Genomic DNA, 19,960 nt, shown 5'->3' with positions numbered 1-19,960 from the left:
CTAGTAAGAGGAGGCGCATTCTGGTGATGGCTTCTACCTTTCCTCGCTGGTTGGGAGATCATCAGCCGAGATTTGTCTTGGACTTATGTAAGACGCTGCGAGGCCGGTTTGATCTGACAGTGCTGGTCCCGCATTGCGAGAAGGCTAAGACGAAAGAGAATCTGGAAGGTATTGATGTTGTTCGATTCCGCTACGCTCCACCTTGCTTTGAAAATCTTGCTTACGATGGAGGCATGATTAACCGACTCAGAGAAGCCCCTTTTCGTATTTTGCTTCTTCCCGTTTTCTTCATGTCCATGTTTTTTCGCGCAACGTTTCTTGTTTTTAAAAATAAAATTGATGTTATTCATGCTCATTGGATTATTCCGCAGGGCGTGGCGGCCGTCGCGATAAAGAAGATATTCAGGCGGAGGGGGGTGATGGTTGTAACTACTTCTCACGGTGCTGACCTGTTTTCTTTAAGAGGCAAAGCGTGGGGAGTACTAAAGAAGTGGGTTCTCGAGAACTCCGATGCCATTACAGTGATGAGCTCGCCAATGGTTGAGGAGGTCGCTCGCATATCGCCTTCCTTAGAAGAGAAGACGCATGTTGCGCCAATGGGAGTGGACTTGATAGACACCTTTTTTCCAAATACTAATTTCCCCGAGGGTTCGGGGGGGCGTAAGCTGGTTTTTGTCGGCCGGTTAGTCGAGAAAAAAGGGGTGGAGTGTTTATTAAGGGCTTTTCCAAAGGTTAGAAGTATCTTTCCCGATGCCTCTCTTGATATCGTTGGCGACGGGCCTTTAAGGAAAAATTTGAATGGTATTGTTTCGGCTTTGGATCTGGATGACGCGGTTTTTTTTAGAGGCGCCGTTAGTCATGCCGGTCTTCGTGATATTTTCGGTGGCGCGGATGTGGCGGTTTTCCCATTCCTGGAAGCAGAAGATGGGGATCAGGAGGGGTTTGGTTTAGTCGTGGTCGAGGCTATGGGGTGCGGCTGCCTGGTCGTTGCCTCTGAGGTTAAGGCTATGAAAGATACTATGAAGGCGGGCAATTCTGAAAGGCTGTGTGCTCCGGGTGATAGTGACGGTCTGGCGCATCGAATTATAGAAACGTTAAGCTTGAACAAGGTGGATGCACGGAAGGCTCGAAAGAAAAATCGAATTTTTGTTCTAAATAAATTTGATTGGTGTGTGGCAGGAAGAAGGTACGAAGCTCTCTTTGAAAAGAGATAAGGTGTCCATGTTGGCAAAAGGTGGTCTTGGTGTTTGGTTTCCCGCCATTAAAACAGGAACCGGCGTGGATACATTCACAAAAATGCTCTGCGATGGTTTGTCTGCCAGAGGTGTCAGGGCGGAAATTCATTGGATTCCCCATGCGGCGGAATTTTTTCCGTGGCGCATAAAGACTCCGGCTATTCCGCCGTGGGTGAACGTGGTACATGTTAATACTTGGCTCCATCACCGCTTTGTCCCGAGTCAAACGCTGCCTGTTGTCGCCACCTCTCATTTGTGCGTCCACGACCCGGCGCTGAAAGAATACAAAAGCATGGCCCAAAGCCTGTACCACAGGCTGTGGATTAAAAGTCTAGAAGCTGCATGGATGTCGCGTGCATCACGTGTCGTTGCGGTGAGTGACTATACGGCACTTAAGACAAAAGAAGCGTTTAATATAGAAAGTGTGCTTACCATTAGAAATGGGGTTCCTGAAAGCTTTGGGCGAAGTGGGTTGAAAAAAATAAGGAACAAGCCGCTTAAGTTGCTGTTTGTGGGCACATGGGCTCGGCGCAAGGGCGTTGATATGCTTTTTCCAATAATGAGAGAGCTGCGGGGCTATGCTGAACTATTTATCGTGTCTGACAGTGTGGATAAAAGTAATATGCCGGGTAATTGTTTTTTTCTCGGGCGCCTCGATCACGATGAGGTGTTATGTAAATATTCGGAGATGGATTTTTTGTTGTTCCCTTCCAGGCTGGAGGGGCTGCCCATTGTAGCGGCTGAAGCTATGATAAACGGCGTTCCGGTCATTGCGTCGAATACGTCATCACTGCCCGAGATTGTTGGGAACTCCGATGGGGTATTGTGCCAAAAGGATAATGTTTCGGATTTTGTTAGCAAACTGAAAAAGCTTTCCCTTGAGGATGGCGACGCATACGTGTTGAGATCTGATAATTCCAGAAAAAAAATAAGGGAAAATTTCACTTTGGATAAGATGGTTTCCAGTTACATCCGTTGTTACGAAGAGTTGTTGTTTCGAGGTTAAGATGAAGCTTCGCTTGATTGTTTGGCAGGCGGTTGTTTTTACTTTTAAAGTATATATGTTTTTGAAGGGCTTTTTCTCTAGAAAAAGAAACCCCGAGCTGACTGACCACGGCGTGCTGTTTGTGCATCCGCCTAAATCGGCGGGTTTGGCTATACGGAAAATTTATTTTTCCGATGAGGTTTTGAGGGGGCATTTGCCGGCCGTTTACTGGCGATCTGCTTTAGGTAAGGAATACAAAAAGGTCAAAGTTTTTTCCATAATCAGAGATCCTGCCAAAAGGTTTAGGTCAGCATTTTTTTTTATGAAAAATGGAGGGTTGACCGATAGGGATCGTAAAGTTTCTCGCCGACTTGGACTTCACCGTATGGAGTTCTCGGATTTCGTCGAGAGGCTGGAATCGGATCTGTTGTTCTCATGTCGGGTTCTACTAATAAAGCATTTTCTCCCCCAGGTGTGGTACGTCACGGATTGCTTTGGGGATGTTATCGTAGGTGATTTGCTGCCGCTTGAGCAGCCTGAAAAAATTGAAACATGGATGTCGCAGAATATCGGTATAAAAAAGGAGCTTGAACGGGTAAATGAAACTTTTTATCCGGATTTGGATAAAACAAATGCGGATATAGAGAGTTTTATTGATAGCTGTTTTTTTCAAAAAATATACGGGAAGGATATTGCTTTGTGGAAAGGGCTTGTTGGCCCATTTAATGCCAGGTCCAGCGGGGAGGGTTGAGTCAGTCCTCGCTTTTCCTTCTTATTGTAATAACAATGATTAAAAGTCCTGTGGTGGCGGTTATCCATTGAGACAACATATAGGATGTAGCCAGTCCCACAGCTTTCAGGTGCAGTGTAAGTGGTATCGAAGCCCCTAAAAAGAAAACTATCCCCGCGGCTTCGCACCAGGTACGGCTTGCTGGTTTGCTGAGTGATAAAAGTGTATTGTTGCTTACTATTCGTAGCGTCATGGCGGGAACGCCAAAGCAAAGTATCCGGAGTATTTCTTCTATTCCTGCGTAACCGGGGCCGAATAAAAGATGCACCCATGGGGCGGCAATCCATAATGGCAGGGAGATGATGATCGAGTATGCGGTTGCACTCAATATAGTAAGAGTTAGCAGTCTGTTTTCATTCTCTCCACGTAAAAGCCGAGGTAGTGCTGAGAGCATCAGCGCGGTTATCGGCATGGTTAAAGCCGCTGTTGTGCGTGCGGCGACGGTATAAACACCGGAAAGGCCGGCTCCTATCAGAGAAGGAGCGATAGCTTTGTCGATTTCTGATGGTGCGGCGGATGTTATGTCCATTATCGAAAAGGAAATGGACTCCCTCAGCTCTCCTGAGGTTGGGCAACGCCAGAGTCGGGGGCGTGGAATTTCTGTGGGCCTAGTGTAAATAATGGTTGAAAGAACGAAAAGGGGGGCAAGGAGGTAAAGTCCGGCATATACCATTAGGGGGTTGGTTGGGGGTGATATAAAAATAAGAGAAATGGCGAGAACCCTGAATCCCAAAGGAGCGGACTGGATGGCTTGCGATGCGGCTACGTTGTTTTTGCCTAGTTGGGTCATCGCGAACAGAGTTATCAGTGGTGCGCCAATTAATTCGGCCAGGCCTATCGCAATCACTGGCCATATTTCCAAATTATTATAGTCGGATGTTAGGTAATGTGTGGCTGTAAAAAAAATGATGAAAATAAAAAGACCAGAAAAAATTGTCGTGGGTATTGCGTAGCTGAGAGTTTTTTCTTCTGATTCGTTTTCTTTTGCCGCTGCACGAAGGAGAGGGTACTGTGTGCCCATTGTCGCCAATTTTCCGAGCAGAAGAGCAGATGCCATTATGGCGGCGAGAACACCGAATTGGCTGGCCCCTAGCAAGCGAGCAAGCAGTATTATGTGGATGGCTTGGAAAAGAACCCTAAAGCCAAATATGAAGGTGGTGTGGATGCTTGATCTGGCAATGGGGCCCTTTGCCCAAAAGAGCAATTTTTTAAGCATGAACAACTTTACTCGATGACTCCGTGCGGAACTTGCCGCGTGTGTCGATTATGAGTGCGCTGTTGTTTTTTATAAGATTGTAATCAAAGGCGTCGTGCTCGGTACATAGAATGGACGCGTCAAAAAGAGGAAGGGTCTGGTCATTTAGCGGGGTACTATTTAATTTGTACTGTTTCTTTCTTAGCATTGGAAAAACAGGTACATGCGGGTCGCTGTACTCAATAATCCCGCCTTTCGATTCAATTAGCTGCATAATCTCCACGGCTGGTGACTCACGCATGTCGTCGACGTTTTTTTTATAAGCGATGCCGAGAATCAATATTCGGCTGCCCTTGAGCGCCTTGCCCTGTTGGTTCAGGCCATCCATCAGTTTGCCTACCACGTATTCGGGCATGGCGCGGTTCACTTCCCCGGAGAGTTCGATAAAGCGCGTGTTGACGCCGTACTCCTTGGCTTTCCAGGTGAGGTAGTACGGGTCAATGGGGATGCAGTGGCCTCCAAGTCCGGGCCCTGGGTAGTAGGGTGTGAAACCAAAGGGCTTGGTCGCGGCGGCGTCGATAACCTCGAAGATGTCGATTCCCATCTTGTCGGCGACGATTTTCATTTCGTTCACCAGGCCGATGTTGACCGCGCGATGAATGTTCTCCAGTAATTTGGTCATTTCGGCGACCTTGGTGCTACCTACGGGGACCACTTTGGTAATGCAGCCTTGATAGAGGGCGATGCCGGCTTGCAGGCAAGCTTTGGTGTGGCCGCCTACCACTTTTGGAATGTTCTGGGTTTGGTATTGTGTATTGCCGGGGTCTTCCCGTTCCGGTGAGTAGACAAGGAAGATGTCCTCGCCGACGGAAAAGCCCTGGCTTTCGATACGTGGCAGGAGTTCTTCTTCGGTGGTGCCGGGGTAAGTGGTGCTTTCCAGGGAGACAATCTGGCCCGGTTTCAGGTGAGGGCTGAGTGCATCCACGGTGCTGGTGACGAAGCTGAGGTCCGGCTCTCGGTATCGGTTGAGAGGCGTGGGGACGCAGATAATCAGTGCATCGCATTCAGCGGCTCTTTCAAAATCGCCGGTGGCTTCAAAACCTTGTTCGCGAGCCTGGGCGATTTGTTCTGGTGTGATCCTTTCAATGTAAGAGCCGCCATGGTTGAGGGTGCGCACCTTGCCGGAGTCTATATCGAATCCTCGCACCTTGAAGCCACTTTTGCCGTAGGCAAGGGCGAGCGGTAGCCCGACATAGCCGAGACCAATGATGCCGATGCGTGCCTGGCGGCTTTCCAGCTTGCTAAGCAGGGTGCAATGCATATCCAAGAGTATTCCCCACCCGATGTTCGGAAGCGTTCTCTACTTATTTACTCGTATCTTAATGCTTGGTGGGGAGCCGCGGATAGCCGCCGATGCGGACTCAGTTCAAAACCCGATAACCCCGCCCGCGCATACAATTCTTGAGCACTTGTTCCTTTTCTTGCTGAGCATCGCCGGCCTTGCCGGCGGCGCCGACCACCGCGCCGCCGCCGGCCATGCGACCGGCGGTGCCGGAGTTGCCGAAGATGGCGCCGAGCACGCCGCCGATGAGCGCGCCGCCGACGGCGCCTTCGGCGGCATCGCGGCCAGTGCCGACCTGGTCGGCGATGGCGCGGCAGTCGCTGAGGTCCTGCTGGTACCGGGCTTCATCCACGTTCTGTTTGTCGACGATGACGCGGTCGGTGGAGGCGCAGGCGGCCAGTAGCAGGGCACTGAGGCCCAGGGCGGCGGTGCGGGGGTGGGTCAGGCGCATCATTGGGGGCTCCTTGGCATGGCCGGCCGGACGATTGCTTTCATTCTAGGAGGCCGTCGAGCCCGGGGCCAGTGCGTCAGCCGAGGCGCAGGGAGAGGTCCACGGCCTGCACGTGCTTGGTGAGCGCGCCGGAGGACAGGTAGAGGTCGCGGCTGCCGGGCAGTTCGCGGGCGTCTTCCAGGGTGCGGTTGCCGGAGATCTCCAGGGCGGATTGCGGCGCCAGGTCCATGGCCTGGGCGATCATGTCCGGGCTGAAGTTGTCGAGCATGATCTGGTCCGGGGCCAGGGCCGCGGCTTCGCGGAGTTCGTCCAGGTTCTCTACCTCGATGATGATTTTCTTGCCGGGGCCTTGCTCGCGGGCGGCGCGGATGGCGCCGGTAATGGAGCCGCAGGCGGCAATGTGGTTTTCCTTGATGAGGAAGGCGTCGTGGAGGCCGAGGCGGTGGTTGCGGCAGCCGCCGCAGAGAACCGCGTATTTCTGGGCGGCGCGCAGGCCGGGCAGGGTCTTGCGGGTATCCAGCACGGTGACCCGGGTACCGGCCACGGCGTCGGCGTAGCGGCGCGCGGTGGTGGCGGTGGCCATCAGTGTCTGCAGGAAGTTGAGCGCGGTTCGTTCGCCGGTGAGGATGCGCCGGGTGTTGCCGCGCAGGGTGCAGAAGGTGGCGCCGGCGGAGAGCCGGTCGCCGTCGTGGGCGTGCCATTCCAGGTCCACGCCGCCGAGTTGGCGGAACACTTCCTCGGCCCAGGCGGTGCCGCAGAGCACGGCGTCTTCGCGGGTGAGGATGGTGGCCGTGGCGGTGGCGTCTTCCGGGATCAGCCCGGCGGTGAGGTCGCCGTCGCCCAGGTCTTCCTCGATGGCGAAGGCCACCACTTGATGCAGATGTTCGCGGGCGTAGTCCGGCAGTTGCGGTGCGGCGTTATCCATGGGTATCGAAAAACTCTTTGCTCAGGCGCACCACCACGGGTGCCAACAGTAACAGGGCGATCAGGTTGGGTACGGCCATCAGGATGTTCATGATGTCCGCCAGGGCCCAGACCAGGTCCAGGCCGACGATGGCGCCCACCGGCACCACGATCACCCAGATCAACCGGAACGGCAGCAATGCCTTGTCGCCGAACAGGTACTGGGTGCAGCGTTCGCTGTAGAGGCTCCAGCCCAGCAGGGTGGTGAAGGCGAACACCGCCAGACCGCAGGCCACCACGATATCGCCGAGGGTGCCAAAGGTGCTGGAAAAGGCCAGCGCGGAGAGGGGCGCGCCTTTTTCGCCGCTGGTCCAGGCGCCGCTGGCGATGATCGCCAGGCCGGTGACGGAGCATACCACGATGGTGTCGATAAAGGTGCCCAGCATGGCGATCGTGCCCTGGCGGGCCGGGTGGTCGGTATTGGCGGAGGCGTGCGCGATGGGGGCGCTGCCCAGGCCGGCCTCGTTGGAGAAGATCCCCCGGGCCATGCCGAAGCGGATCGCCTCCTTGACGGCGGCCCCGGCGAAGCCGCCGGCGGCGGCGGTGCCGGTGAAGGCGTCGCTGAACGCCAGGGTCAGGGCGTCGGGCAGCGCGGCGGCGTGGTCGAACAGAACGAACAGGCCGGCCAGCAGATAGGTGATGGCCATGAACGGCACGATGAAGGTGGCGACCCGGGCGATGCGTTTCATGCCGCCAAGCACCACCAGGCCCACCAGCACCGCCAGAGTCAGGCCGGTGATCCAGGTGGGGACGCCGAAGCTGTCGTGGAGACCGTCCGCAACGGAGTTGGCCTGCACGGTATTGCCGATGCCGAAGCCGGCGAACATGCCGAAAAAGGCGAACACGACCGCCAGCCAGGTCCAGTTACGGCCCAGGCCGTTGCGAATGTAGTACATGGGCCCGCCGACATACTGGCCGAGGCTGTCCTTCTCCCGATAATGCACGGCGAGCACCGCCTCGGCGTATTTGGTGGCCATGCCCACCAGGGCGATCATCCACATCCAGACCAGGGCGCCGGGGCCGCCGGAGTGGATGGCGGTGGCCACGCCGACGATGTTGCCGGTGCCGATGGTGGCGGCCAGGGACGTGGCCAGGGCGGCGCCGGCGCCGATGGTGCCCTCGCCGCTGGCCGGGCCGAAAACTTGCCGGAAGCCGAAACCGAGCCGGCGCAGGGGCAGGAAGGTCAGGCGCACGGTCAGATAGAGCCCGGTGCCGGCGATCAGCACCAGGGCGGGCCAGCCCCACAGCACCTCGCTGATGGCTTTCAGGATAACGACGGCTTCGCTCATGAGGGCGGTTCCCCGTGATGTTGGTTGTTATCGGTCTTGCAGGGAGCGTGCCGGACCGCCGGCGCGCCTTCACACAGCGCTCAAGGGTAGGGAAATAGACTGGTCCATGGAAGCGTCCCGCCAGGCGGGGCGCCCCGCTACGTCATTCCGGGTAAATGCCGAAGCTGCAAACTGGTTCAAAATTCCGATACCCGGGTCGTGATAGCGTCGTATTCGGGTGAGGAAGAGTTGAGTTTTCTGAGTTTGCTGGCAGAGTTTGCCGAGAGTCCCCGTGCTGGCCGACTTTCCGCCGGCACCCTTATCCGAACCAGGCAATCCAGAGTCGAGCAGTCGACAGAGTCGAGAGTCCCATGGCCAAAGTGACGCGGTTGACACCGGTGGGCGGCGGAAAACAGCCCGCGCGAGGCCTGCCCCGGCCGCTGGAGCAGGTGCGAGAGCATGTGCGTGGCCGCGCCGCGACGTTATTGTCGGATATGCTTGATGGCGCGGACGACACCCTGTTCGACCTGGCCGAGAAAGAGACCGACAGCGAGCGCGACCGCTATTTCGACGCCATGCGTGAATTGCGTATCCAGCGCGCCGGCATTGAGGCGGGTTTCCGCCAGGCACTGGATAATCTGTTCCAGGGCGTCGTGCGCGAGCCGGAGGCCGCCGAAACCGTGAGCGACCGGGTTGATGTGGAGAACCTGTCGCTGGTCAAGCACGACGAGCTGGAAATCTCCGTGGCCCTGGACAACCTGGCGCGTCGCGCCCGGCAGGGCTGCGACGATGCCCTGGGCGTGCTCCGGCACCGGCTGGAGTATCTGTTCGAGGGGCAGCGCCCGGTCACCGAGAAGACCAATCCCCTGGAGCCACGTAATCTGGCGGCCTGCTTCGCCGCCTGCCTGGAACGCCTGCAGTTGGATATTCGTGCCCGCCTGATCGTGCTTAAACTGTTTGAACGGGTGGTCATGGACGAGGCTGGCGCCCTGGTGTCCGAGGCCAACCAGATGCTGGCCGACGCCGGCGTGCTGCCGGATCTGAAAAGCGTCCCGGTGGGCCGCCCTCGCCAGATGGGCGCCAGGAGTGGGCCCGGTCGCGATCAGGACGCCGACGCCTCGATTCGCCAGAACGAAACCGCATCGGCTGGAGAAGCCGGAGCCGCCGCCGGTAATGACCAGATGTTCGGCCTGCTGCAGGAGCTGCTGACCACGCTGCGAGGCCTGGGCGGCGCCGCGTCGGCGAGCGGAACCCCGGCCGCCGGTGGCGTGCCCGCCGCGCCGACGCCGTCGTCCGGCATGGCGGTGATGTACAACGGCGTGCCCTATATGGACGGCGCGCCACTTGCCGCCGATGCCCGGGTGGAGTCACTCAGCACCCGGGATCTGTTCGGCATGCTCACCCGGCTGCAGCGTCTGGAGCAGGCCCTGGAAGGGCCCGAGCAGAGTGAGCGCAACGTCCGCGAGGAGCTCAGTGAGCTGCTCGACAGCGAACACGGCGAGGCCATCCATGCTCTGGAGCAGGCCGATGACGACGTCATCAACCTGGTCTCCATGCTGTTCGACTTCATCCTTGATGACGATGGCCTGCCTTCGGAGATCAAGGCGTTGATCGGTCGCCTGCAGATTCCGCTGCTCAAGGTGGCCATCGCCGACAAGACCTTCTTCAGTAACGACAGCCATGAAGCGCGCCTGCTGCTCAACATGCTGGCCCGGGCCGGCAGCCAGTGGGACCCGCAACAGGGGCGCGACGACGAATTGTTCCAGCGCATCGAAGGGGCGGTGCACGCGATCATCGATGACTATGACGAGGACGCGGGTCTGTTCCGTGCCCTGCTGGACGATTTTGACCGTTATTTCAGCGCCCAGCGCGACCGCGCCGAGCGCGTCGCTGAACGGGTCCGCGAGGCGGAGGAGGGCGCCGCCCGCGCCGAACAGGCCGGTGAAGCGGTGCAGGCCTATATCGATACCCGCCTGGCGGGCCGCTCGGTACCCGACGTGGTGGTGCGGTTATTGAGCCAGGGCTGGCAACAGGTGCTCTACCTGACCTGGTTGCGCGAGGGAGAGGACAGCGACGCCTGGCGGCGTCAGACCAAGGTGGTGGACGCCTTGATCTGGAGCGTGCTGGCGCCGCGCGACCAGGCGGCTCTGGCGAAGCTGCGTGATCTTGCGCCCAAGCTGCGGCGGGCTCTGGAACACGGTTTGGAGAGCATCGAGTACGACGTGGTCGAGCGCCGCGCCGTGCTGGACGATCTTGCCCGGGTGCACGAAGCGCTGCTCGAAGGGCTGGAAACCGAGCGCGTGACGGTGCCCAGAGTGGCGCGGCAGGAGGCGCCGCGGGCCGAGGCCGAGCGTCCCCTGCTGGCGGAGGACCACGAGCGGGTGGTCGCGGCGCGGCAACTGCGCGCCGGCCAGTGGCTGGAGTTGGGATACGGCGAGGAGGCCCAGCGGGTCAAGCTGGCCGCCAACCTGCGCGACGGCGCCAAGCTGGTATTCATCAATCGCCGAGGCATCAAGGTGCGTGAGTACGAAGCCCGGGAACTGGGTACCGCCCTGGAAGCCGGTGATGCGCGGCTGATCGAGGACGGCGCCTTGTTCGACCGTGCCCTGGAAGCGGTCATCGGCGACCTGCGCCGTCGCCACGACGGCTAACCCGGGCGGTGCCCCCAGGGCCACCCTGGTGCGGTAGGAGCGGCTTTAGCCGCGATCCACGCCCCGCCGCATCCACCTCGCTTGGCAGGACTGACATCCGCCGCGACACTCCCGCTTGCGGTCCGCCGCCAACGGTCGGACACTACCGACCATGCTCACCCTCACCGACCACTGGATCGACCAGGCACGCCGGGTGCCGTCGCCGAATTTCAATGAACGGCCGGACCCGGACGACATCGCCCTGGTGGTGATCCACAACATCAGCCTGCCGCCGGAGCGTTTTGGCGGCGCCCACATCGAAGCGTTCTTCCAGAACCGCCTGGACCCGGACGCCCATCCCTATTTCCAGACCATCCGTGACCTCAAGGTGTCGTCGCATTTCCTGATCCGCCGCGACGGCGAGCTGGTGCAGTTCGTGGCCTGCGACCGCCGCGCCTGGCACGCCGGGGTGTCGAGCTGGCGAGGCCGGGACAACTGCAACGACTTCGCCCTGGGCATCGAGCTGGAAGGTGCCGACCATATTCCCTACGAGGAGGCCCAGTACCGTCGCCTGAACGCGCTGCTGGACACGCTAATCGCCCATTACCCCAGGCTCTCGCGGGACACCATCACCGGCCATGAACACATCGCCCCGGGCCGCAAGACCGACCCGGGCCCGGCGTTTGACTGGTCCCGCCTGCCATCCTGATTTCCCACCGCCGCCTCATCCCCGCCCAGTCGCTCCTACGGCGGTGGGGGAATCCGCTGCCGGTGGTGTGGCCGTGATCGCGACGTGCCCGCCGCTCCCGTATGATGCGGAGTGAACGCTGTTGGGAGGAACCGGGATGAAGTTCTTGGTATTGCTTCTGGCGCTGGCCCTGCGCCGCCGCGATGGTGGCTGGCCGGCCTGGTTGAGCCGCGATGACAGGCACCGGCGTCTGCTGGCCTCGTTGTCGGCGGGGGAGGGCGCCCTGGGCTGGTGGTTGGCGGTGGCGCTGCCGGCGTTGTTGGTGGCTCTGCTGTTCAGCTGGTTCGACGGTGTCCTGGGGGCGCTGGCCACGCTGGTGTTGGGCACCGCCCTAGTGCTCTGGATGGTGGGCGTGGAGAGCGAGTTCCGCCGCCTGGATACCCTGCTGGTCCGTGGCCGCATGAACGATCGTCAGGCGCTGGCCCGGGGCGCCGATGAGGCGTTCGGGCAACCCGCCGGCGAATGCGACCGGGCCTGGTTTCAGGGCTTGGAGCAATGCGTATTGAGACGCGCCGCTTTGCTGTTCGCCGTGGTGTTCTGGGTCACGGTGCTGGGCTTCGGCGCCGCCTTGTTGTTGGTGCTCAACCGGGCCTGGTTGTGGCGGCACCCGGACGGTGGCGATTGGGCGCGCAGCCTGGACGCCGCCCTGTGCTGGATTCCGGCGCGGCTGACCACCCTGGCCCTGGCGCTGGTAGGCCACTTCGGCGCCGTCACCGCCGCCGCCACGGGGCGACTGTGGCGCCTGGATGACGGCGGTGCCTTGTTGGCCGCCGTCGCCGAGGCCGGCCTGGAACGTGAAACCTCCCCCGACGACGATGGCTTCCAGCACGGCGTGGACCGCCTGGAAGCGCTGCAGGGCCTGTTATTGCGGGCCCTGGCGGTGTGGCTGATCCTGGCCGCCCTGTGGACCCTGCTGGCGGCTTGAGGCCGTCGCCGCCCGGAGCCATGCTCTGTTGCAATTTGGCGCCCGGGCCTCCGTGGCTGCCCGGTCACGGGACCTGTTAAGATACCGAGAGACGGCCTATTTACCCCGGCCGTTTTTCTTACCCATGTCGGCGTGGCGATCCCGCGCCGGCTTTGGCAACGCGATAAAGGACGCACGCCCATGCAGAAAAGAAACTTCTTCGACGATGTCGATCCGGCGGAAACGCGGGAGTGGCTCGAGGCCCTGGAATCGGTGCTCGAGCGGGAGGGGCCGGAACGGGCCACCTGGCTGCTGGAAACCCTCACCAACGAAGCCCAGGAACAGGGCGCGATTCGGACCCACCTCAACACCCCCTACCTGAACACCATCGCGCCCAAGGACGAAGCGCCGATTCCCGGTGATATCTACATGGAACGCCGTATCCGTTCCCTGATTCGCTGGAACGCGCTGGCCATGGTGGCCAAGGCCAACCTCAACGACGATGAACTGGGCGGGCACATCGCCAGCTTCGCGTCCTCGGCCACCCTCTACGACATCGGTTTCAGTCATTTTTTCCGCGCTCCGCACGACGACAATCCCGGTGACCTGGTCTATTACCAGGGCCACTCGGCGCCGGGTATTTATGCGCGGGCCTATTTGGAAGGGCGCATCAGCGAGAAGCAGATGGACAACTTCCGCCGCGAGGTGGATGGCGAAGGTTTGTCCTCCTACCCGCACCCCTGGCTGATGCCCGACTTCTGGCAATTCCCCACGGTGTCCATGGGGCTCGGCCCGATGCAGGCCATCTACCAGGCCTACGTCATGAAGTATCTGCAGAACCGGGAGCTGATCCCGGACCGCAAACGCAAAGTCTGGGCGTTCCTGGGCGATGGCGAGATGGACGAGCCGGAATCCCTGGGCGCGCTGTCCATGGCCGGTCGTGAGCAACTCGACAACCTGGTGTTCGTGGTTAACTGTAACCTGCAGCGCCTGGACGGCCCGGTGCGCGGCAACGGCAAGATCATCCAGGAGCTGGAAAGCCTGTTCCGTGGCGCCGGCTGGAACGTGATCAAGGTGGTCTGGGGCCGGCTCTGGGACCCGCTGCTGGAGAAGGATTCCCAAGGTCTGCTGCGCCGCCGCATGGAAGAAGCGGTGGACGGTGAGTACCAGGTCTACAAGAAAGAAGGCGGCGCCTACACCCGCGAGCATTTCTTCGGCAAGTACCCGGAGCTGAAGAAAATGGTCGAGCACATGAGCGATGAAGACGTGTATCGCCTCAACCGTGGCGGCCACGACCCGTTCAAGGTCTACGCGGCCTACCACCAGGCGGTGAACAGCGACAAGCCCACGGTGATTCTGGCGAAAACCGTGAAGGGCTACGCCACCGGCGCCGGCGAGGCGGTCAACAAGGCCCACCAGATGAAGAAGATGGATCTGGACAGCCTCAAGGAATTCCGCGACCGCTTCGACATACCCCTCGATGACGATCAGCTCAAGGAGCTGCCCTATTACCACCCGGGCGTCGATTCCCCGGAATTGCGCTACATGAACGAGCAGCGCGAGAAGCTGGGCGGCTACATGCCGGTGCGCCGGCGCGAGGCCAGCCAGTCGCTGACGGTGCCGGAACTGGATATCTTCCAGAACTTCCTGGAGGGCAGTGGCGACCGTGAGCTGTCCACCACCATGGCGTTCGTGCGCATGCTCAGCGCCCTGATCAAGGACAAGAATCTGGGCAAGCGCGTGGTGCCGATCGTCCCGGACGAAGCCCGTACCTTCGGCATGGAAGGCATGTTCCGGCAATTGGGCATCTATTCTTCCAAGGGCCAGCAGTACGAGCCGGAGGATTCCGGCCAGATGATGTTCTACCGGGAAGACAAGAAGGGCCAGATTCTGGAGGAGGGCATCAACGAAGCCGGCGCCATGAGCGCCTGGATCGCCGCCGCCACCAGCTACAGCGTGCATGACTTCACGCTGATCCCGTTCTTCATCTACTACTCCATGTTCGGACCGCAGCGCACCGGTGACCTGTGGTGGGCGGCCGGCGATAGCCAGGCCCGGGGCTTCCTGCTGGGCGGTACCGCCGGGCGTACCACGCTGAACGGCGAGGGCCTGCAGCATCAGGATGGCCACAGCCATATCCTGACCAGCACCATCCCCAACTGCGTGAGCTACGATCCCACCTATGCCTACGAGCTGGCGGTGATTCTGCAGGACGGCCTGCGCCGCATGTATCAGGACCATGAGAACGTGTACTACTACCTCACCCTGATGAACGAGAACTACCAGCACGGCGCCATGCCCAAGGGCGCCGAGGAAGGTATCCGCAAGGGCATGTACCTGCTGCGCGAAGGCAAGGACAAGAGCGGTAAGAAAGCCAAGCGCGTGCAACTGCTGGGTTCCGGCACCATCCTGCGTGAGGTGGAAGCGGCCGCCGAGCTGCTGCGCGAGGACTTCGGCGTGGCCGCCGACGTGTGGAGCGTGACCAGCTTCAACGAACTGCGCCGCGAAGGGCTGCGCGCCGACCGCGACCGTATGCTCAAGCCGGATATGAAAGTGGCTCCCACCTGGGTGGAGCAGTGCCTGGACAAGCGCCAGGGCCCGGTGATCGCCTCCACCGACTACATCAAGGCCTATGCCGACCAGATCCGCCCCTGGGTGAAAGCGCCCTACACGGTGCTCGGCACCGACGGCTATGGTCGCAGCGACTCCCGCGCCAAGCTGCGCAGCTTTTTCGAAGTGGACCGTTACTTCGTGGTGCTGGCGGCCCTCAGCGCGCTGCGTGACCAAGGCGAACTGGACGCCGCCACCGTCAAGGAGGCGATCAAGAAATATGGCATTGATCCGGAAAAACCCTATCCGGTGACGCACTGAACTCTCAGAAGGAGTGACCTGTGAGCAAGGAAACCATCCGGGTACCCGATGTCGGCAGCAGTGATCCTGTTGACGTCATTGAGGTGTCCGTAAAAAAAGGCGATACCGTCGAGGCCGAAGACACCATCGTGGTGCTGGAGTCCGACAAGGCGTCGCTGGAAGTGCCCTGCCCGAAGGCGGGCACGGTACTGGAATTGAAAGTCAAAGCCGGCGACCAGGTGAAGGAGGGCGACCCGCTCCTGGACCTGGACGTGGCCGGTGACGACGCCGGTGAGGCGGATATCGCCGCTCCTACAGAAGAGTCCGGAGCCGATGAGCAGGCCGGTAGGAGCGACTTTAGTCGCGAAAACGACGAGGCCGAAAGCGGCACCGCCGATGACGCCGCCGCCGACAACGACGACGCCAAAAAAGCCCCGGCCTCCAAGGGCGGCACCCGCACGGTGGCGGCGCCGGACTTGGGCGACATCGATGCCGCCGAGATCATCGAGATCAACGTGGCCGAGGGCGACAGCGTCGAGGCCGAGCAGACCATTCTGGTGATCGAATCCGACAAGGCCTCCCTGGAAGTGCCCTCGCCGGAGGCGGGCACGGTGAAGAAGCTGCTGGTGAAGGTGGGTGACAAGATCGGCACCGGCAGCGACCTGATGGAGCTGGAAACCGCCGGTGGCTCCGGGGAACAAGCCTCCGACAAAGGCGCTTCGCGGAAACCGGCGTCGGAGAAACAGTCCTCGGAAAAATCCGCCGCGAAGGAAGACCGTGACGCGAAAGCGGCCCGCTCCCGCAAATCCGACCTGGACGAGAAGCCCTCGGAAGCCGGCCGCCAGAGCGTCGCGCCGGAAACCCCGGAGCGGGTCGAGGGCAAGCCTTCGGCCTCGGTGCATGCCGGCCCGGCGGTGCGCAAGCTGGCCCGGGAAACCGGCATCGATCTGGCCGACGTCACGCCCAGCGGGCCCAAGGAACGTATTCTCAAGGAAGATGTGCACGCGCTGATCAAGCAGCGGCTGGAGAACCCGCCCGCTGCCGGTGGCGCGGGCATGCCGGACCTGCCGGAGATCGACTTCAGCGAGTTCGGCCCGGTGGAACGCCAGGAGCTCAACAAGCTGCGCAAGGTGGCGGCCAAGAACCTGCACCGAAGCTGGATCACGATTCCCCATGTGACCCAGTTCGACGAAGCCGACATCACCGAGCTGGAAGCTTTCCGCAAGAGCCAGAACAAGGCGCTGGAGAAGGAGGGCGTCAAGCTCACCATGCTGGCGTTCCTGGTCAAGGCATGCGCCAATGCGCTGCGGGAATTTCCGCGCTTCAACAGCTCCCTGGAGCTGGGCGGCGAAGCCCTGATCATGAAGGACTACGTGCACATTGGTATCGCCGTGGACACGCCCAATGGTCTGGTGGTGCCGGTGATTCGCGACGCCGACAAGAAGGGGCTTAAGGACATCGCCCTGGAAATGGGCGAGCTGGCCGGCAAGGCCCGGGACCGCAAGCTGTCACCGGCGGACATGAAGGGCGCCACCTTCAGCATCTCGTCGCTGGGTGGTATCGGCGGTACCGCCTTTACCCCCATCGTCAACTGGCCGGAGGTGGCGATCCTGGGTGTCAGCCGTTCCGACACCAAGCCGGTGTGGGACGGCAAGACGTTCCAGCCGCGCCTGACGCTGCCGTTGTCGCTGTCCTACGATCACCGCGTGATCGATGGCGCCGACGCGGCCCGCTTCACCAGCTATCTGAGTCAGCTGTTGAGTGATATGCGGCGGGCGTTGCTGTAACGTGTACCCGCGGGGCACCCGCCACGAAAAAAGCCCCGGCCTGACGGTCGGGGCTTTCTCGTTTCAGCAAGGTTGTCGATCAGCGCGGGTCGCGGCGCTCCTTCATCTTGTCCTTGCGCGCTTCCCATTTTTCCTTGCGCTCCTCGCGCAGTTCCTCCGCCTTGGCGCGCTGCTCCTTGGTGAGCACGCCGTCGATGCGCTGGCGGGTTTCCTCATGCAGGGCGCGCATTTTTTCGCCCTGCTCCTCGAAGATCGTCTTCATGCGGGCTTGCTGGTCCTCGGTGAGGTCCAACTGGCGGCTCATGTGCTCCACCATCCGTTCCGGTTGCGGGCCGCGGGGCGGCTCGGCGCTGACGGTGCCGGCCAGGGTGGCGCCGGTGAGGAGAACCAGGGCGAGGGTCGTGACTTTTTTCATGGTGAACCTCCTTGGGTGATGCTGTTCAAGGCCGGCCCATGCCGGCGTTGTAATCAGTATCGCCCGGCAATGTGCATCAAGGATGCACGAACCGTGGAAGCTTCGCGGTAGGAGCGACTTCAGTCGCGATAGCCCGCTAGGCGTTTTCCTCCGGCGTCTGCAACCGGTAACCGACCCCGTACACGCTGCCGATCCAATCGTGATCACCGCCCAGGCCCTCGCTCAGCTTGCGGCGTAGCTTGCGGATGTGGCTGTCGATGGTGCGGTCGGACACCACCCGGTGGTCCGGGTAGATCACGTCCATGAGGCGGTCGCGGCTCCAGATCCGACCGGGTTGGCGGGCCAGGGTGGCGAGCAGTTCGAATTCGATGGCGGTCAACGCCACCCGGGCTTCGCCGTGCACCGCCTCGAAGCGGTGCCGGTCCAGGGTCAGCCCGGCTTCCTGGTCGCGGGGTTCACCCCGCGCGCGGCGCAGCACCGCCTTGACCCGGGCCACCACCTCGCGGGGGCTGAACGGCTTGCAAATGTAGTCGTCGGCACCGATCTCCAGGCCCAGCAGACGGTCTACCTCCTCGACCCGGGCAGTGATCATCAACACCGGCACCTCGGAGAAGCGGCGGATCGCCTTGCACACCTCCATGCCATCGCCATCGGGCAGCATCAGGTCCAGCAGCACGGCGTCGAAGTGGCCCTCGCGCACCCGCCGTTCCGCCTCCACGGCGCTGGCGGTGTGCTCGGGCTGAAAATGGCTGTGGCGCAGATAATCGGCCAGCAACTCCGCGAGCCGGGGCTCGTCCTCCACGATCAGAATGTTCGTCATTCCGGTTTCCTTTATTTGAGCCCCTTTGCCTGGGGCGCCCTGCCGCGCAGGGTTCCGCCAGCCCCGTAGGAGCGGCTGTAGCCGCTCCTACGAGCCGCTCGGCAGGCGCACGATGATACGCAGCCCGCCCAGCGGGCTGTGGGCCGCGCTCATCGTGCCACCATGGGCCTCCACGATACGCTGGCCGATGGCCAGCCCCAGGCCGGCGCCACCGGTGTCCCGGTTGCGCGAGCTTTCCACCCGATAGAGGTGGTCGAACAGGCGCGGCAGTGCCTCGTCCGGCACCCCGGGCGCGCTGTCGTCCAGGGTCAGCCGCCACTGGTCGCCTTCGGCCTCCAGCTCCAGCCGCACTCGACCGCCCGGGTCGGTGTACTTGAGGCTGTTTTGCAGCAGATTATCCAACAACTGGCGCAGCCGCACCGGGTCGCCGCTGATGGGCGCCGCGGGCAGCGTCGTCTCCAGACTCACCTGGCGTCGCTCCAGAGCGGGGCGCACCGCGTCCACGGCGTCCTCGCACAGGCTGTCCAGGTCCAGCGGGCGGAAGTGGTAGCGCAGATTGCCGCCGTCGGCGAGGGCCAGATCATGCAGGTCGTTGACCAGGTGGGTGAGCTGGCGCACCTGGGCTTCCAGAGCGGCGATGCCGTCCTGGTTGAGCGGCCGCACGCCATCGACCATGGCCTCCAGTTCACCCTGCAGCACCGACAGCGGCGTGCGCAGCTCATGGGCGATGTCCGAAAACCAACGCTGACGGGCGCGCCGGCCCTGGTCGAGGCGCTCACCCAGGCCGTTCACATGGCGGATCAACTCGCCCAGCTCATCGCGGCGCTGGCTGGTCAGCCGCGCTTCGTACTCCCCTTCTCGCAGACGCCGGGTGTGGCGGGTCAGCGCGGTGACCGGTGCCACCAGGTGACGCGCCAGTAACCAGGACACCAGCAGCGACAGCACCAGGCCGACCACCGCCATGGTGGCCATGAAGCGCAGCAGGCGTTCCTGAAAGCGACGGTCCAGCTTGTCGCGGATCGCCTCCTGGTCCGGGTAGGCGAGCCAGCCCACCAGCTCGCCGCCGGCGTGGATCGGCACTTGCTGGCTCAGCCGTGATGGCGGCGGCGGGCCCAGCAGCGGGCGTTTGTTCGGCGTCAGCAGGGTGAGGTGGCGGGGGGGGGCATCCGGGCGCTTGTCGTCGCCGCGCTCGCGGCGCGTCTCACGGTCGCCGGCCAGCCAGTACAGCCGCCCCAGCAGGCGGGGCTCCTCCAGCAGGAAGCGCCAGCTGCCGCGCTGGCTGTAGAGCACGCCCAGGTGCTCGGCCAGGCGCTCCACCTGAGCTTGCTGGCGCTCATCGATGTATTTGCTGAGGCTGCGCTCGAAGGCGAAGAAAAAGAAACCGCTGGCCGCCAGGATCAGCACCAGGAAAGTGGCCAGGAAGGTCACGAAGAGTTTATTGCGAATGCCCATGACGGCGGCGGCCTTGCCGGGAAGTGAGCCGCCAGTTTACGAGCCCGGCGCCGGCGGACCCAGTGTCTTGCACATTCTTTCAAGATCGTCACCGGCGGGGTTCGTGCACGGACCGTCATCCGGCA

At 61.3% G+C, this 19,960-nt stretch carries 16 protein-coding genes; 8 read left to right on the top strand and 8 right to left on the bottom strand.

Features of this window, described 5'->3' with window-relative positions:
* Window positions 1–26 precede the first annotated feature (26 nt).
* From JF515_RS14620 to JF515_RS14610, 3 genes are read left to right on the top strand one after another with little or no spacing between them, the layout of a single operon-like run.
* A complete protein-coding gene (locus JF515_RS14620) occupies window positions 27–1,214 on the top strand; it encodes a glycosyltransferase family 4 protein (protein ID WP_203105196.1) in 1,188 nt (395 codons plus the stop codon).
* A 7-nt stretch (window positions 1,215–1,221) separates the two neighbouring features.
* Window positions 1,222–2,241 (top strand): glycosyltransferase family 4 protein, encoded by a 1,020-nt coding sequence (locus JF515_RS14615; RefSeq protein ID WP_238401110.1) that lies wholly within the window; start codon window positions 1,222–1,224, stop codon window positions 2,239–2,241.
* A gap of 1 nt (window position 2,242) precedes the next feature.
* The gene (locus tag JF515_RS14610) at window positions 2,243–2,971 is read left to right on the top strand and encodes a hypothetical protein (protein WP_203105194.1); all 729 of its coding nucleotides are present in this window, start codon (window positions 2,243–2,245) and stop codon (window positions 2,969–2,971) included.
* A gap of 1 nt (window position 2,972) precedes the next feature.
* Here JF515_RS14610 and JF515_RS14605 read toward each other — a convergent pair whose 3' ends face one another.
* The 5 genes from JF515_RS14605 to JF515_RS14585 all read right to left on the bottom strand — a co-directional run bounded on the left by JF515_RS14605 (window position 2,973) and on the right by JF515_RS14585 (window position 8,250).
* Entirely contained in the window at window positions 2,973–4,226 is a 1,254-nt protein-coding gene (locus JF515_RS14605) for a lipopolysaccharide biosynthesis protein (protein ID WP_203105193.1), read from the bottom strand.
* Window positions 4,219–5,526: a nucleotide sugar dehydrogenase gene (locus tag JF515_RS14600; RefSeq protein WP_203105192.1), complete on the bottom strand. Its 1,308-nt coding sequence runs from the start codon at window positions 5,524–5,526 to the stop codon at window positions 4,219–4,221. Before JF515_RS14600 ends, JF515_RS14605 begins: the two co-directional genes overlap by 8 nt.
* Window positions 5,527–5,626: 100 nt before the next feature.
* Window positions 5,627–6,001, bottom strand: a complete 375-nt coding sequence (locus tag JF515_RS14595) for a glycine zipper family protein (RefSeq protein WP_238401088.1) — start codon at window positions 5,999–6,001, stop codon at window positions 5,627–5,629.
* 73 nt (window positions 6,002–6,074) lie between these two features.
* Window positions 6,075–6,923 carry a carboxylating nicotinate-nucleotide diphosphorylase gene (gene nadC / locus JF515_RS14590; RefSeq protein ID WP_203105191.1) on the bottom strand — a complete coding sequence of 283 codons (849 nt, stop codon included), beginning with the start codon at window positions 6,921–6,923 and terminating at the stop codon, window positions 6,075–6,077.
* Window positions 6,916–8,250 carry an alanine/glycine:cation symporter family protein gene (locus tag JF515_RS14585; protein WP_203105190.1) on the bottom strand — a complete coding sequence of 445 codons (1,335 nt, stop codon included), beginning with the start codon at window positions 8,248–8,250 and terminating at the stop codon, window positions 6,916–6,918. The genes nadC and JF515_RS14585 overlap by 8 nt, the downstream gene beginning before the upstream one ends.
* A gap of 350 nt (window positions 8,251–8,600) precedes the next feature.
* Between JF515_RS14585 and JF515_RS14580 the strand changes: the two genes are divergently transcribed.
* The 5 genes from JF515_RS14580 to aceF all read left to right on the top strand — a co-directional run bounded on the left by JF515_RS14580 (window position 8,601) and on the right by aceF (window position 17,148).
* Window positions 8,601–10,880 (top strand): DUF1631 domain-containing protein, encoded by a 2,280-nt coding sequence (locus JF515_RS14580; RefSeq protein ID WP_203105189.1) that lies wholly within the window; start codon window positions 8,601–8,603, stop codon window positions 10,878–10,880.
* 151 nt (window positions 10,881–11,031) lie between these two features.
* Window positions 11,032–11,568 (top strand): 1,6-anhydro-N-acetylmuramyl-L-alanine amidase AmpD, encoded by a 537-nt coding sequence (ampD, locus tag JF515_RS14575; RefSeq protein ID WP_203105188.1) that lies wholly within the window; start codon window positions 11,032–11,034, stop codon window positions 11,566–11,568.
* Window positions 11,569–11,704: 136 nt separating this feature from the next.
* Window positions 11,705–12,532: a hypothetical protein gene (locus JF515_RS14570; RefSeq protein ID WP_203105187.1), complete on the top strand. Its 828-nt coding sequence runs from the start codon at window positions 11,705–11,707 to the stop codon at window positions 12,530–12,532.
* A gap of 180 nt (window positions 12,533–12,712) precedes the next feature.
* Window positions 12,713–15,382, top strand: coding sequence for a pyruvate dehydrogenase (acetyl-transferring), homodimeric type (aceE, locus tag JF515_RS14565; protein WP_203105186.1), 2,670 nt, complete (start codon window positions 12,713–12,715; stop codon window positions 15,380–15,382).
* Window positions 15,383–15,402: 20 nt separating this feature from the next.
* The gene (aceF, locus tag JF515_RS14560) at window positions 15,403–17,148 is read left to right on the top strand and encodes a dihydrolipoyllysine-residue acetyltransferase (protein ID WP_203105185.1); all 1,746 of its coding nucleotides are present in this window, start codon (window positions 15,403–15,405) and stop codon (window positions 17,146–17,148) included.
* 79 nt (window positions 17,149–17,227) lie between these two features.
* On the opposite strand, the gene JF515_RS14555 is transcribed toward aceF, so the two are convergent.
* The 3 genes from JF515_RS14555 to JF515_RS14545 form a co-directional block, all read right to left on the bottom strand.
* The gene (locus tag JF515_RS14555; protein WP_203105184.1) at window positions 17,228–17,563 is read right to left on the bottom strand and encodes a Spy/CpxP family protein refolding chaperone; all 336 of its coding nucleotides are present in this window, start codon (window positions 17,561–17,563) and stop codon (window positions 17,228–17,230) included.
* A 136-nt stretch (window positions 17,564–17,699) separates the two neighbouring features.
* Window positions 17,700–18,383 (bottom strand): response regulator, encoded by a 684-nt coding sequence (locus JF515_RS14550; protein WP_203105183.1) that lies wholly within the window; start codon window positions 18,381–18,383, stop codon window positions 17,700–17,702.
* Window positions 18,384–18,470: 87 nt separating this feature from the next.
* Window positions 18,471–19,835, bottom strand: coding sequence for an ATP-binding protein (locus tag JF515_RS14545; RefSeq protein ID WP_203105182.1), 1,365 nt, complete (start codon window positions 19,833–19,835; stop codon window positions 18,471–18,473).
* Between the last annotated feature and the right edge of the window lie 125 nt (window positions 19,836–19,960).

The sequence above is a fragment of the Alloalcanivorax marinus genome (assembly GCF_016785095.1).
Taxonomy (GTDB): domain Bacteria; phylum Pseudomonadota; class Gammaproteobacteria; order Pseudomonadales; family Alcanivoracaceae; genus Alloalcanivorax; species Alloalcanivorax marinus_A.
The sequence above is the reverse complement of the archived record's forward strand: the minus strand, read 5'-3'. Positions and strand labels throughout refer to the sequence as shown.

What these genes read in the sequence shown, in the direction of transcription:
- aceE (WP_203105186.1), top strand. Translation starts at nt 12,713, where the DNA reads ATGCAGAAAAGAAACTTCTTCGACGATGTCGATCCGGCGGAAACGCGG.
- JF515_RS14550 (WP_203105183.1), bottom strand. Translation starts at nt 18,383, where the DNA reads ATGACGAACATTCTGATCGTGGAGGACGAGCCCCGGCTCGCGGAGTTG.
- JF515_RS14610 (WP_203105194.1), top strand. Translation starts at nt 2,243, where the DNA reads ATGAAGCTTCGCTTGATTGTTTGGCAGGCGGTTGTTTTTACTTTTAAA.
- JF515_RS14555 (WP_203105184.1), bottom strand. Translation starts at nt 17,563, where the DNA reads ATGAAAAAAGTCACGACCCTCGCCCTGGTTCTCCTCACCGGCGCCACC.
- JF515_RS14580 (WP_203105189.1), top strand. Translation starts at nt 8,601, where the DNA reads ATGGCCAAAGTGACGCGGTTGACACCGGTGGGCGGCGGAAAACAGCCC.
- nadC (WP_203105191.1), bottom strand. Translation starts at nt 6,923, where the DNA reads ATGGATAACGCCGCACCGCAACTGCCGGACTACGCCCGCGAACATCTG.
- JF515_RS14615 (WP_238401110.1), top strand. Translation starts at nt 1,222, where the DNA reads ATGTTGGCAAAAGGTGGTCTTGGTGTTTGGTTTCCCGCCATTAAAACA.
- JF515_RS14545 (WP_203105182.1), bottom strand. Translation starts at nt 19,835, where the DNA reads ATGGGCATTCGCAATAAACTCTTCGTGACCTTCCTGGCCACTTTCCTG.
- JF515_RS14595 (WP_238401088.1), bottom strand. Translation starts at nt 6,001, where the DNA reads ATGATGCGCCTGACCCACCCCCGCACCGCCGCCCTGGGCCTCAGTGCC.
- JF515_RS14620 (WP_203105196.1), top strand. Translation starts at nt 27, where the DNA reads ATGGCTTCTACCTTTCCTCGCTGGTTGGGAGATCATCAGCCGAGATTT.
- JF515_RS14570 (WP_203105187.1), top strand. Translation starts at nt 11,705, where the DNA reads ATGAAGTTCTTGGTATTGCTTCTGGCGCTGGCCCTGCGCCGCCGCGAT.
- JF515_RS14605 (WP_203105193.1), bottom strand. Translation starts at nt 4,226, where the DNA reads ATGCTTAAAAAATTGCTCTTTTGGGCAAAGGGCCCCATTGCCAGATCA.
- JF515_RS14585 (WP_203105190.1), bottom strand. Translation starts at nt 8,250, where the DNA reads ATGAGCGAAGCCGTCGTTATCCTGAAAGCCATCAGCGAGGTGCTGTGG.
- JF515_RS14600 (WP_203105192.1), bottom strand. Translation starts at nt 5,526, where the DNA reads ATGCATTGCACCCTGCTTAGCAAGCTGGAAAGCCGCCAGGCACGCATC.
- ampD (WP_203105188.1), top strand. Translation starts at nt 11,032, where the DNA reads ATGCTCACCCTCACCGACCACTGGATCGACCAGGCACGCCGGGTGCCG.